The following is a 13,448-nucleotide window of genomic DNA, read 5'->3' as shown; positions in this document are numbered from 1 at the left end:
TGGCGAAACCGCGCGCATCCCCGAGGCGGTGATCGGGATCCGGTCTCCCTGCGTGCCGTCATGAGTTCACAGTCCGGTAGGACAAAACTATCGTCCTGGCCGAAGATATATCGCGAACTGAACCGTGTGCGCACGCAATTGCGGTCGCCGTGGTCGACATTGGGCAACGCGCTCATTTCCGCAAAGCAGAATGCTGAATACCGGCGCGGACTCGGCAAGCGGATCGAGGCCGCCCGCGAGACTTACACGGCGTCGCCGATCTCGCAGATTGCCGACAGCTTCATGCTCGTCCGGATCATCGGCAATGATCTGGAACCGCGACACCGCAAGGGCCAGTCATTCGACAACGTGCTGTTCATTCTGGACAACGAACCGGTCTTCGACGCCTGCGAAAAATTCTGGATCGTCAATCGAATAGTCGACACCGACGAGGAAGCCCGGATCATCGGCCTGCTCGAAAGCCGCCGCCAGAATTTTCATACAATCCCCTTCGAACTCGATCAGTACCGGAAGATATCCTGGGACGTCGACCAGCTTGTTGCCGGCGACCTCCGATTCTCAGAGAAGGGCCGGGCGAGCGGACAGTCCGCGCGTTACGAAACGCACATCCGCCGCAGCAAGAACCTCTATGTGATGAACAACAATGGGGCTCGCAACGCCGCGCTCGCGATTGCCCGCGACAGGGCAAAATGGCTGATGCCCTGGGACGGGAACTGCTACCTGACAGCCTCTGCGTTCCAGCGGATACGGTCCGCGATCGAGAAAAACCCGCACCTTCCCTACGCTGTGGTGCCCATGGCGCGCATTGTCGACAATGCGCTTCTGCTGGACCAGAGCTTTCAGCCGCCGGCCGAGGAGGAGCCGCAGATCATATTTCGAGCCGATACCACGCAACTGTTCGACGAAAACTATGGTTACGGAAGGCGGCCAAAAATCGAGATGCTGTGGCGGTTGGCAGTTCCTGGCCCCTGGGACCGCTACCGCGACGACGCCTGGGATTTTCCACGCCCGGTCCGGGCGGCGGATGCCGGGCTGCTCCAGAAAGCGGGCTGGGTGGCGCGCCTGGATTCAGGGCGTTCGCATCTGGAGATCGGCAAGGCCGGCTTCGTCGCGCGTCTGGTCAGCCGCGATCAGGCGATCGTCGATATGGTCGATCAATGTGACGCCAAGGCAGTCGCCGCTCGGCTTGATACCTCCCGCCTGGCCTTTTATGACGAAGACGCCCTGGCCAACGCGGTGAAGGACGGGCCCATCCTGCACCATCTCGAAACCGCGGCCGGACAGGCACTCGCCCGCGGTCCGTTCAGCGTGCTCGACAAGACTGGCCTAGCCCCCAGCGGGGATCCCCAGGACTATTTTCACCCTGCGCCTTACTGGTGGCCCGACCCCGACAGACCCGACGGCCTGCCCTATATCCGGCGCGATGGCGAACGCGTGCCCGGCACGGCATTGTATGCAGCAGGAAGCGAAACCTACGATCGCACACGCTTGCAGCGCGTCTTCGACGACACAACCGTGCTTGCGCTCGCCGCAACCGTGCTTGATGGGCATCATTATGCCGTCCACGCCGCCAGGCTCTTTCGCGCATGGTTTATCGATCCCAGGACAAGAATGAACCCGCATTTGCGCTATGCGCAGGTGCGGTCGGGCCACGACAACAATGAAGGGTCCGGCCACGGCATCATCGAGCTGAAGGATTTCTATTTCTTCCTGGATGCCGTACGCCTGCTCGAGCGAACAGGAGTACTGGGCGACGAGGATCGCGAGGCGTTCAGAGCCTGGCTCGGTTCCTACTGCGAATGGCTGGACACCGCGCCGGCAGCCGCGACGGCCTTCTGCAGCAGCAGCAACCAAGGAACATATTACGATTTGCAGCGGGCATCGATCGCCACGTTTCTTGGCGACAGCGCCACCCTGGCCAAGATCAGCCTCTATGCTCGGGAGAGACTAGCAACCCAGATCGCAGCCGATGGCTCCTTGCCCAGGGAACTGTCCCGCACGCGCCCCAGGCACTACGCCATGTTTACCTTGCAAGGCTGGACGTCGCTGGCCCGTGTCCTGTCTTCGGTCGGTGACAATCTCTGGCAACACAAGACAGCCGAGGGGCTGGGACTGGTCCAGGCGCTGCACTGGCTTGTTGCGCACGAGAACAAGCCACACACCATGTCGGCCGAAACTGTCGATCCGGATCGGCTTGGGCCGCTGCTTCTCGACCTGACGCACCATGATCCCGCAGGAATGCCACCTGCCGATCTGGGAAGGGCGACCAAGCCCATTTTTCATCCAGACGAGGCAATCGCGCCTTTTTGGCTGTGGCGGAGACATTAGCGACGCCCGGCATTCCTGGCCTGTTACGTCGATGATGAGAACCACTTTCCGCGCTTCAAACACCCGCGACGGTGCAAAGGCTCTTCATCCTGGTCACCGCCAGTTCCGGATCGGCCAGCAATCCGGCCTGGTCGGCAAGGCGGAACACGTCGGCATAGTGACGGATGCCGCGCGCCGACTGCATACCGCCGACCATCGCAAAATGATCCTGATGGCCGTTCAGCCAGGCCATGAGGACGATGCCGGCTTTGTAATACTCGGTCGGCGCCTCGAAGATCTTTCGCGACAGCGGCACGGTCAGCGCCATCAACGCGTCAAAGCCGGCGCGGTCGCCTTCCGCCAGTTTCGCCAGCGCCGCGTTGGCAACCGGCGCAATCGCGTCGAAAATACCCAGCAATGCGTGCGAGTGCCTTTTCTCGTCGCCGGCGATCAGTTCGGGATAATTGAAATCGTCGCCGGTGAACATGACGACGCCGTCCGGCAGACGGTTCCTCAGCGCGACCTCCTTGCCGGCATCGAGCAGTGAGATTTTTATCCCCTCCACCTTGCCAACGTGGCATTCGATGATGGCAACGACTGTATCGAGAGCGACCTCGAAATTCTCGCTGCCCCAATAGCCCCTGAGCGCCGGATCGAACATGTCGCCCAGCCAGTGCAGGATGACCTTGCCGGAGGACTGTGACAGGATGCGGTCGTAGACCCTGACATAGTCGTCCGGCCCTTTGGCAACTGCCGCCAACGCCCGGCTGGCCATCATGATCGCCTTGCCGCCGAGCCCTTCGATTAAAGCGAACTGCTCTTCATAGGCCTTGATGACGTCATCGATTGTTTTGGCGGCGGCGGGCGCCAGATGGTCGGTGCCGGCGCCCGAGGCGAGATCGGCGCCATCGACCGTGCGCGCCTCGGCGATCGAGCGGCGGATCAATTCCTGCGCGTTTGCCCAGTCGAAGCCCATGCCGCGCTGCGACGTGTCCATCGCTTCGGCGATGCGGAAGCCCAGCCGCCACAGATGGTGACGGAACGCCATCGTCCTCTCCCAGTCGATCACCGGTCTGGACCACGGATCGGTCATGGCGAGCGGATCGGCAACGACGTGCGCGGCGGCATAGGCGATACGCGAAAATCGCGCGCCGATGTCAGGCTGCACGGGCTCGCCGACCAGCGTGTACCGGGTGCTGCCGCCACCCTCACCAGGCAAGGAAATGTCCATCCATCGCTCCCTTCACAACGCTACTAAATGGAACGTTCCAATAAATCAAGGACCTTTAAGATTCGAACTCCCTGCAGGATGAAATGCTGCATTGCAACAGGAAAGCCTTATGAAGCATGCCATTTGAGTACGCACAATCGATGTTCGAGGCGCGGGAAAAATCCCGATTGACTCACGAGCGGAGCAGAGATTAGAACGTTCCAATAGTTTTGGGCCTGCAGTCGGGAGGATGCATCTGGATGGCCAACCGGGCCAAGGCGACGATATTCGACATCGCCCGCGAAGCGGGCGTGTCCAAATCGACGGTATCGCTCGTGCTCCAGGGCAGCGGACTGATCCGGCCCGAAACAGCGAGCAAGGTGCGCAAGGCGATCGAGGATGTCGGTTACGTCTACAACCGCGGCGCCGCCAATCTGCGCAAGGCGCACTCCAACGTCATCGGCATGGTCATCAACGATCTCACCAATCCTTTCTTCGCGGAGCTGGCGGTTGGCATGGAGCGGGTCTTCCAGTCGGCCGGCATCGTGCCGTTCATCGCCAACACGGCGGAAAATCCGGTGCGCCAGGAAGAAGTGCTGAAGTCGCTGATGGAGCAAGGCGTCGCCGGCCTCATCGTGTCGCCGGCTCGCGGCACGACGCCGGGCGCCTTCAGGCGGATCGAGACGGCAGGTCTGCCGGTGGTCTTCGCCATGCGCCGGCTTCCCGAGAGCCGCATTCCGGTCATCGCGCCCGACAATCATCGCGGCGCCTATCTCGCCACCGCTCATCTGATCGGCAAGGGACATCGTCGGCTGGTCTTCTTCGGCGGCTCGTCCGATCTCGTCGTCTATCACGAGCGGCTTGGCGGATTTCGCGAAGCCTGCGAGACGCAGGGCATCTCCGACCGCGACACTCTGGTCGTCGAGGGAGAGACCAGCCGCAGAGGTGGTATCGCATGCCTCGAAACCGCTCTCGCAATGGCTGAACCGCCGACTGCGGCACTCTGCTTCAACGACGCCGTCGCCTTTGGCGCCATGCTGGCGCTGCGCAAGCGCGCGCTTGAGCCCGGAGTTGATTTCGCCATCGTCGGCTTCGACGATGTGGCCGAGGCCGAGCATTACATGCCGGCTCTGACCAGCGTCGCGGTGGACTCGGCGGGTCTTGGCGAACGTGCCGCCCATGTCATGCTGAAAATGATCCAGTCGCGCACCACACGGGCCGAAGACCATATCGGCGCGGTCAATCTGGTGGTCAGGGAAAGCTGCGGCCCGGATCGCCGCATTCGAAACAGGGCGGCCGGTTCGGGAGGCGCTGCATGAGCGTCAAATGGAACTTGATCGGCGCCAGCACGATCGTCAGGCAGTTCATGATCAACGCCATCCGCGCGCAAGGCGAGGACAGCATCTGGTCATCGGCGTCAATCGAAGCAGCATTGCAAACCGCGAAATCAGGCAAGGCGGTCGCAATCGACCCTGAATTCGGGAGTATGAATTGAGCAAGGTGGTCTCCGCGGCGCAGGCAGCTGGCCTGGTCAAGGACGGCATGGTCGTGTCGGTGTCCTCGTCGAGCGGCCTCGGCTGCCCCGATGCGGTGCTCGCCGCGATCGGCGAACGCTTCGACGCAGAAGGCCATCCGAAGAACATCACCACGCTGCACCCGATCGCAGCCGGCGACATGTATGGCATCAAAGGCATCGACCATCTGGCCAAGCCGGGACTGCTGAAGCGTACCTTGTGCGGCTCCTACCCGTCCGGCCCCTCCTCTTCCGAACCGCCGCAGATCTGGAAGATGATCGGCGACAATTCGGTCGCCGCCTACAACGTGCCGTCCGGCATCCTGTTCGATATGCACCGCGAAGCCGCGGCCAAGCGGCCGGGCGTGCTGACCAAGGTCGGTCTCGACACCTTCGCCGACCCGCGCCACCAGGGCTGCGCCATGAACGCCGCCGCCAGCGAGCCGATCGTTTCGGTGCAGCAGTTCGACGGCGAGGAATGGCTCTATTTCCGCTCCATCGTGCCGCAGGTGTCGATCATCCGCGCCACGTCGGCCGACGAGCGCGGCAACCTCACCTATGAGCATGAGGGCGCCTATCTTGGCGGACTGGAACAGGCGCTCGCCGCCCGCAACAATGGCGGCATCGTCATCGCGCAGGTCAAGCGCGTCGTCGAGAACGGCACGCTGAAACCGCATGACGTGCGCGTGCCCGGCGTTCTGGTCGACCATATCGTCGTCGCGCCCGACCAGTTGCAGACGACGCTGACACCCTACGACCCGGCGATCTCCGGAGAAATCTTCCGGCCGCTGTCGAGCTTCCGCACGCCGGAGATGAACGTGCAGAAGGTGATCGCGCGCCGCGTCGCCATGGAGTTGCGCGACGGCATGGCCGTCAATATCGGGTTCGGCATTTCCGCCAATGTGCCGCGCATCCTTCTCGAGGAAGGCCAGCACGGCAAAATTACCTGGGTGATCGAACAGGGCGCGGTCGGCGGCGTGCCGCTGCTCGACTTCAAATTCGGCTGCTCATCGAACGCCGACGCCTTCATGCCCTCGCCGCACCAGTTCATCTATTTCCAGGCCGGCGGTTTCGACGCCTCGCTGCTGTCCTTCCTGCAGATCGATCGACACGGCTCTGTGAATGTTTCGAAGCTTTCGGCGCGGCCGCATGTCACCGCCGGCGCCGGCGGCTTTGTCGACATCACCGCGCGGGCGAAGAAGATCGTCTTCTCCGGCTTCTTCAATGCCGGCGCCAAGCTGTCTCTGGCCGATGGCGGCATCCGCATCGACCACGAGGGCAAGGTCAAGAAGGTGGTCAACGAAGTCGAGCACATCTCGTTTTCGGGCAAGCGCGCGGTGGCGCAGGGACAGGACATCACCTATGTCACCGAGCGCTGCGTGATGAAGCTGACGCCGGAGGGGTTGGTCGTCACAGAACTCGCACCCGGCATCGATCTGCAGCGGGATGTGCTGGCCCAGTCGGAAATTCCGTTGGGCGTTGCCAGGGACCTCAAGACGACACCGGCAGCCCTCTATCAGGAGCAACCGATAGGCCTGTCGCTGAACGGCGGCGCCTCGCTCGGAGGCGCGCGTGGCTGAGCCTCTCGTCACCTTCGAGCAGGATGGCGCCATCGGTACCATCACGCTGCGCCGGCCGGAGAAATTCAACGCACTGGACATTCCGATGCTGCGGGCGCTAGAGACGGCGCTCGACGCGGCCGAGATGGCCGAGGGCGTCCGCGTCGTGCTGCTGCGCGGCGAAGGCAAGGGCTTTTGCGCCGGTGGCGATGTCGAAGCCTGGGCGCAGATGAGTGCCGCCGATTTCCAGGTGCAGTGGGTGCGCTACGGCCACCGCGTCTTCGACCGCTTGGCGCGGCTGCGGCAGCCGACAATCGCCGTCCTGTCCGGCCATGCGCTGGGCGGCGGCCTGGAACTGGCTGCGGCTTGCGACTTGCGCGTGGCGGAAACACAAGTGAAATTAGGCTTCCCGGAAACCTCGATTGGCGTCGTGCCCGGCTGGTCCGGTACGCAGCGCGCCGTGCGCCGCTTCGGCGCGCAGACGGTGCGCCGCATGGCGCTGGGCGGCGAGATCCTTCTCGCCCCCGAGGCACTCGCCCTGGGCATCGTCGACCGGGTGGTCGCGACTGGCAACGCACACGAAGAAGCAAAGGCGTGGGCGGAAAAGATCGCCGAGCGCGGCCCGCTGGCGACGGAAGCCGCCAAGCTGATGATCGCGGTCGCCGAAGGCGAGGAAAGTGCCGCCGCCACCGAAGCGCTGGCCAGCGGCTTCATCGCCCTGACCGGCGATCTGAAGGCCGGCGTCGATGCCTTCAAAGCCAAGCAGAAGCCGGCCTTTTCGAGATCCTAGAGCAAACATATGAACGCACCCCTGAAGATCGCCATGCCGGCCGAGGCGGCCGAAGCCCCGAAAGGCTACAAGCTGCTGATCGACGGCAAGCATGTCGATGCCCGCGACGGCCGCACGATTGCTCGAAACAGCCCCGGCCACGGCTTCACCGTCTCGCACTATGCGCAGGCCGGTGAGGCCGAAGTGGAAGCCGCTGTGCTTGCCGCCCACAGAGCTTTCGAAACGGGTCCATGGCCGCGCATGAATGCGGCCGAACGTGCCGCGATCCTGCTCAAGGCAGCTGATCTGATCGAGGGCCGGCTGGAAGACATCGCCCGACTCGACGCACTGGAATCGGGCAAACCGATCGCCCAGGCACGCGGCGAGATCGGCGGCGCCGTCGACATCTGGCGCTATGCCGCCTCGCTTGCCCGCACCCTGCATGGTGAAACCTACGCCAATCTCGGCGACGCCATGCTGGGTGTCGTCCTGCGCGAACCGATCGGCGTCGTCTCGATCATCACCCCGTGGAATTTCCCGTTCCTGATCGTCAGCCAGAAACTGCCCTTCGCGCTCGCCGCCGGTTGCACGGCGGTGGTCAAGCCGAGCGAAATGACCTCGGCCTCGACCTTCGTGCTCGGCGACATCCTGATGCAGGCCGGCCTGCCCGCCGGCGCCGTCAATATCCTGGCCGGACTTGGCGCCGATGTCGGTGCGCCGATGGTCAGCCATCCGCTGGTCGAAATGGTCTCGTTCACCGGCTCCACCCGCGTCGGCAAGATGACGATGGCATCCGCCGCGCAGTCGCTGAAGAAAGTCTCGATGGAGCTCGGCGGCAAGAACGGCCAGATCGTCTTCCAGGACGCCGACCTCGAAGCGGCCGCCGATGCGGCGGTGTTCGGCGGCTTCTTCAATGCCGGCGAGTGCTGCAATGCCGGCAGCCGGCTGATCGTGCACGAGGCGATCGCCGACGATTTTCTCAGCACCGTCAAGGCGCTTACCGCCAGGGTCACGGTCGGCGATCCGCTCGATGACCAAACCAAGGTCGGCGCGATGATCTCGTCCGACCATTTGGCCAAGGTGGCCGGTTACGTTGCGGCAGCCGCGACCGAGGGCAGCAGCATCTACAGCGGAGGCAAGCAATTGGCCTCCAATATCGGTCAATACCTCGATCCCACCATCATCCGCGGCGTCACCGAGGAGATGGCCATAGCGCGCGAGGAAGTGTTCGGCCCGGTGCTCTCGGTGCTGACTTTTGAATCGATTGAAAAGGCGTTGCACATCGCCAACAACACGCCCTATGGTTTGTCGGCAGGCGTGTGGAGCGCCAGCATCGACACTTGCATGTCGGTCGCGCGCGGCGTGCGTTCGGGAACCGTTTGGGTGAACACGTTCATGGAAGGTTATCCCGAGCTGCCTTTCGGAGGCTACAAGCAGTCCGGTCTCGGACGCGAACTCGGCAAACGCGCCGTCGAGGATTATACCGAGGAAAAGACAATCCAGTTTCATCGCGGCCAGCGCACCGGGTGGTGGGTCGGCTGAGTTGAGAAGAACCCGGCGGCATCCGCCGGTCGTGTAATGCAACAAGGGAGGAAGTACATGTTGCGCAAACTGCTTATCGGAACGGCTCTCGCGTCGGGCCTGGCTTTCGCGGCCCACGCCGAGGACGTCAAGGAAGTCCAGATGCTGCATTGGTGGACCTCGGGCGGCGAAGCGGCTGCTCTCAACGTCCTCAAGGGTGATCTGGCCAAGGAAGGCTATGCCTGGAAGGACGTGCCGGTGGCCGGCGGCGGCGGCGATGCCGCCATGACCGCGCTGAAGGCGATGGTCGCAGCCGGCAATTATCCGACCGCCTCGCAGATGCTCGGCTACACCGTGCTCGACTATGCAGCCGCCGGCGTCATGGGCGACCTGACCGAAACGGCGAAGAAGGAAGGCTGGGACAAGTCCGTTCCGGCAGCCCTGCAGAAGTTTTCGGTCTATGACGGCAAGTGGGTCGCGGCGCCGGTCAACGTTCACTCGGTCAACTGGCTGTGGATCAACAAGGCCGTCCTGGACAAGATCGGCGGCACCGAGCCGAAGACCTTCGACGACTTCGTTGCCCTGCTCGACAAGGCCAAGGCGGCAGGCGTGATCCCGCTCGCTCTCGGCGGCCAGAACTGGCAGGAAGCCACCATGTTCGACTCCGTCGTGCTGTCGACCGGCGGACCCGAGTTCTACAAGAAGGCCTTCAACGACCTCGATGACGAGTCCCTGAAGTCCGACACGATGAAGAAGTCGTTCGACAATCTGGCCAAGCTCGTCACCTATGTCGACCCCAACTTCTCGGGCCGCGACTGGAACCTTGCCACCGCCATGGTCATCAAGGGCGATGCCCTGGTGCAGGTCATGGGCGACTGGGCGAAGGGCGAGTTCCACGCCGCCAACAAGACCCCGGGCACCGACTTCCTGTGCTATCGCTTCCCGGGCACCGACGGCTCGGTGATCTACAACTCCGACATGTTCGGCATGTTCAATGTTCCCGACGACCGCAAGGCCGCCCAGGTCGCACTGGCCACCGCCACCCTGTCGAAGAGCTTCCAGTCGGCCTTCAACGTCGTCAAGGGTTCGGTTCCGGCCCGTACCGACGTTCCGGACACCGACTTCGACGCTTGCGGCAAGAAGGGCATCGCCGACCTGAAGGCAGCCAATGAAGGCGGCACGCTGTTCGGCTCGCTGGCCCAGGGTTATGGCGCGCCTCCGGCAGTCGCCAATGCCTACAAGGACGTCGTTTCGAAGTTCGTCCATGGTCAGATCAAGACCTCGGACGAAGCCGTGACCGAGCTGGTCAAGGCGATCGACGACGCCAAGTAAGCGCCACGCGCCAAAAACGCCTTCCCCGCTCCGGCGGGGAAGGCCCAGATCCGCGAACATAGATCCGCGAAGCTGGTTGGCCGCGAGTCGACGGGAGGAGCCCCATGAGCACGGTAGCGACAAGCCAGATCAAGCTGACGCCGGAGCATGCGCGGCCACGCGCCTCGGTGCGCTCGCGCCTGCAGGACGCATTGCCGAAGATCGTGCTGGCGCCGAGCTTCGCCATCACCATCGTCTTCGTCTACGGCTTCATCCTGTGGACGATCTATCTGTCCTTCACCAATTCCAAGACCTTCCCGTCCTATGTCCTAACCGGCTCGCGCGCCTATCAGCGGCTGTGGGGCTGGACCTTCGACACAGACCCGCCGTCGAGCTGGTACACGTCGATCACCAATATGGGTATTTTCGGTTTCCTCTACATCGCAATCTGCCTGGCGCTCGGCCTGTTCCTGGCCATCCTGCTCGACCAGAAGATCCGCGGCGAAGGCGTGTTGAGGCCGATCTATCTCTATCCGATGGCGCTGTCCTTCATCGTCACCGGCGTCGCCTGGAAATGGTTCCTCGATCCCGGCCTCGGTCTCGAGCAGACCTTGCATCAATGGGGTTGGACGAGCTTCCATTTCGACTGGATCAAGAATAAGGATTTCGTCATCTACACGGTGGTCATTGCCGGCGTCTGGCAGGCCTCCGGCTTCATCATGGCGATGTTCCTGGCCGGCCTGCGCGGCATCGACGGCGAGATCATGAAGGCGGCGCAGATCGACGGCGCCACCACCTTCCAGCTCTATCGCCGCATCGTCATCCCGCTGCTGCGGCCGATCTTCCTGTCGGCCTTCATCGTGCTCGCGCACCTCGCCATCAAGTCCTACGATCTCGTGGTCGCACTGACCAGCGGCGGGCCCGGCGGCTCGGCGTGGCTGCCGTCCAACTTCATGTATGAGTACACGTTCAAGCGCAACGAAATGGCCGTCGGCTCGGCCAGTGCGGTGATCATGCTGATGACCATCGTCGCCATCATCGTGCCCTATCTCTATTCGGAACTGCGGGAGAAGCCGCGATGAGCGCCGTCACCACTCCCGCCCGCCAGGCCTCCGGCGGCGTCAACGTCAAGACCCTCAACCGCATCGTCATCTACGGGCTGCTGGCGCTGTTTGCGCTGTTTTACCTGATGCCGCTGTTCGTCATGCTGGTGACCTCGTTCAAGACCATGGACGAGATCCAGAACGGCAACATGCTGGCGCTGCCCAAGGCGCCGACCTTCGACCCGTGGCTGAAGGCGTGGGGCGAGACCTGCGTCGGCCTCACCTGCGCCGGCATCAAGGGCTATTTCTGGAACTCCATCAAGATGGTGGTTCCGGCCGTTCTGATCTCGACCATGCTGGGCGCGCTGAACGGCTACGTGCTGACGAAATGGCGTTTCCGCGGCGCAACGCTGGTGTTCGGGCTGATGCTGTTTGCCTGCTTCATTCCGTTCCAGTCGGTGCTGTTGCCGATGGCGACCATCCTCGGCAGCCTCGGCCGCTTCGGCGTCACACTGCAGAACTCGGTCGGAACGAGCTTCGGTCTCGGCAACCCGACGGTCAACCTGGTCTTCGTCCACGTCGTCTACGGCATCGGCTTCACCACGCTGTTCTTCCGCAACTACTACGAGGCGTTTCCGACCGAACTGGTCAAGGCGGCACAGGTCGACGGCGCCTCCTTCTTCCAGATATTCCGCCGCATCATGCTGCCGAACTCGATGCCGATTTTCGTCGTCACCGTCATCTACCAGTTCACCAACATCTGGAACGACTTCCTGTTCGCCTCGGCTTACGCCGGCACCGGCGACGCGATGCCGATGACGGTGGCGCTCAACAACGTCGTCAACACCTCGACCGGCGTCGTCGAATACAACGTCAACATGGCCGCCGCGATGATCGCGGCACTGCCCACCCTTCTCGTCTATGTGCTCGCCGGCCGCTACTTCGTGCGCGGTCTCATGGCTGGCGCCGTCAAAGGATGATCTGATGGCTTTTCTGGAAATTGATGGTCTGAGAAAGCGCTTCGGCCAGGTCGAGATCCTGAAAGGGATCGATGTCGAGCTCGAGAAAGGCGGTTTCCTGGTGCTGGTCGGCCCTTCCGGCTGCGGCAAGTCCACTTTGCTCAACACCATCGCCGGCCTGGAGACGATCACCTCGGGCGAAATCCGGGTCGACGGCCGCGCCATCAACGATCTGCACCCCTCCAAGCGCGACATCGCCATGGTGTTCCAGAGCTATGCGCTCTACCCGAACATGACGGTGGCCGGAAACATCTCCTTCGGCATGGAGATGCGCGGCGTGCCGGCGGCGGAGCGCCAGAAGGCGATCGACAAGGTGGCCAAGGTGCTGCAGATCGGCCACCTCTTGCAGCGCAAGCCGAGCCAGCTTTCGGGCGGCCAGCGCCAGCGCGTCGCCATGGGCCGGGCGCTGGTGCGCGACCCCAAACTGTTCCTTTTCGACGAGCCTTTGTCCAACCTCGACGCCAAGCTGCGCGTCGACATGCGCATCGAGATCAAGCGCCTGCATGCCACCACCGGCACCACCATCGTCTACGTCACCCACGACCAGATCGAGGCGATGACGCTGGCGACCAAGATCGCGGTCATGCGGGATGGCGAGGTGCAGCAGTTCGGCACGCCGGCCGAAATCTACAACAACCCGAGCAATCTCTTCGTCGCCGACTTCATGGGCTCGCCGGCGATGAACCTGATCCCGGCGACGATCGGTACGTCAGGCAATGCGTTGTCCGTCGTGCTGCAGCGCGAGGCGCGCGAGCCGATCAACCTGCCGATGGCCAATGCGCCGGCGGGCCTGTCGGCATTCCAGGGCAAGCCGATCATCTTCGGTGTCCGTCCCGAAGCCCTGACCGATCCGGAAGGTGCCGAGCGCAACGCCTCGCACATCGCAACCGCGGACTGTCACATCGAGGTCGTCGAGCCGGCAGGTTCGGACACCTTCGCCGTCACCAATCTCGGCGGCAAGGGCGTGGTGGCGCGGCTGCGCGCCGACGCCAACATTCAGCCGGGCACCAACACGCCGCTCGCCTTCAACCTGACAAAGGCGGTGTTCTTCGATCCGGCGACCGAGACCCGTATTCGCTAATGTATGTCGCCCAAAAGTGGATCCGGTTTTGGGGCAACGACATGCATCAAAACAAAAAACTAAAGCGCGTCGGGACGCGATTTAGGCCATGAGAAATCCGGACATCGTCATCATC

The 13,448-nt window shown here is 63.0% G+C and carries 11 protein-coding genes; 10 read left to right on the top strand and 1 reads right to left on the bottom strand.

Annotated features, from left to right (window positions below):
- Window positions 1-60 precede the first annotated feature (60 nt).
- A complete protein-coding gene (locus EN949_RS14125; RefSeq protein WP_063168952.1) occupies window positions 61-2,328 on the top strand; it encodes an alginate lyase family protein in 2,268 nt (755 codons plus the stop codon).
- A 55-nt stretch (window positions 2,329-2,383) separates the two neighbouring features.
- On the opposite strand, the gene EN949_RS14120 is transcribed toward EN949_RS14125, so the two are convergent.
- The gene (locus EN949_RS14120) at window positions 2,384-3,538 is read right to left on the bottom strand and encodes a dihydrodipicolinate synthase family protein (protein ID WP_127365981.1); all 1,155 of its coding nucleotides are present in this window, start codon (window positions 3,536-3,538) and stop codon (window positions 2,384-2,386) included.
- A 239-nt stretch (window positions 3,539-3,777) separates the two neighbouring features.
- On the opposite strand from EN949_RS14120, the gene EN949_RS14115 reads away from it, so the two are divergent.
- From EN949_RS14115 to EN949_RS14075, 9 genes are all read left to right on the top strand, one after another.
- Complete coding sequence (locus tag EN949_RS14115) at window positions 3,778-4,836, top strand: LacI family DNA-binding transcriptional regulator (RefSeq protein WP_127365982.1); 1,059 nt, start codon at window positions 3,778-3,780, stop codon at window positions 4,834-4,836.
- Window positions 4,833-5,012 carry a hypothetical protein gene (locus EN949_RS14110; RefSeq protein ID WP_127365983.1) on the top strand — a complete coding sequence of 60 codons (180 nt, stop codon included), beginning with the start codon at window positions 4,833-4,835 and terminating at the stop codon, window positions 5,010-5,012. Before EN949_RS14115 ends, EN949_RS14110 begins: the two co-directional genes overlap by 4 nt.
- A complete protein-coding gene (locus EN949_RS14105; RefSeq protein ID WP_127370818.1) occupies window positions 5,009-6,610 on the top strand; it encodes an acyl CoA:acetate/3-ketoacid CoA transferase in 1,602 nt (533 codons plus the stop codon). The genes EN949_RS14110 and EN949_RS14105 overlap by 4 nt, the downstream gene beginning before the upstream one ends.
- Window positions 6,603-7,379, top strand: coding sequence for an enoyl-CoA hydratase/isomerase family protein (locus EN949_RS14100; protein WP_013529703.1), 777 nt, complete (start codon window positions 6,603-6,605; stop codon window positions 7,377-7,379). The genes EN949_RS14105 and EN949_RS14100 overlap by 8 nt, the downstream gene beginning before the upstream one ends.
- A 9-nt stretch (window positions 7,380-7,388) precedes the next feature.
- Window positions 7,389-8,900, top strand: a complete 1,512-nt coding sequence (locus tag EN949_RS14095; RefSeq protein WP_127370817.1) for an aldehyde dehydrogenase family protein — start codon at window positions 7,389-7,391, stop codon at window positions 8,898-8,900.
- Between the two features lie 57 nt (window positions 8,901-8,957).
- Window positions 8,958-10,211, top strand: coding sequence for an ABC transporter substrate-binding protein (locus tag EN949_RS14090; RefSeq protein WP_013529701.1), 1,254 nt, complete (start codon window positions 8,958-8,960; stop codon window positions 10,209-10,211).
- 104 nt (window positions 10,212-10,315) lie between these two features.
- A complete protein-coding gene (locus EN949_RS14085; protein ID WP_024502750.1) occupies window positions 10,316-11,272 on the top strand; it encodes a sugar ABC transporter permease in 957 nt (318 codons plus the stop codon).
- Complete coding sequence (locus EN949_RS14080; RefSeq protein WP_027161386.1) at window positions 11,269-12,213, top strand: carbohydrate ABC transporter permease; 945 nt, start codon at window positions 11,269-11,271, stop codon at window positions 12,211-12,213. Before EN949_RS14085 ends, EN949_RS14080 begins: the two co-directional genes overlap by 4 nt.
- A 4-nt stretch (window positions 12,214-12,217) precedes the next feature.
- Window positions 12,218-13,333: an ABC transporter ATP-binding protein gene (locus EN949_RS14075; RefSeq protein WP_013529698.1), complete on the top strand. Its 1,116-nt coding sequence runs from the start codon at window positions 12,218-12,220 to the stop codon at window positions 13,331-13,333.
- The last annotated feature ends 115 nt before the right edge of the window (window positions 13,334-13,448 follow it).

The sequence above is a fragment of the Mesorhizobium sp. M7A.F.Ca.US.007.01.2.1 genome, assembly GCF_003998165.1.
In the GTDB taxonomy this organism is placed as follows: Bacteria; Pseudomonadota; Alphaproteobacteria; order Rhizobiales; family Rhizobiaceae; genus Mesorhizobium; species Mesorhizobium ciceri.
Note: the sequence above shows the minus strand (reverse complement) of the source record. Positions and strands in the feature narration are given on the sequence as shown.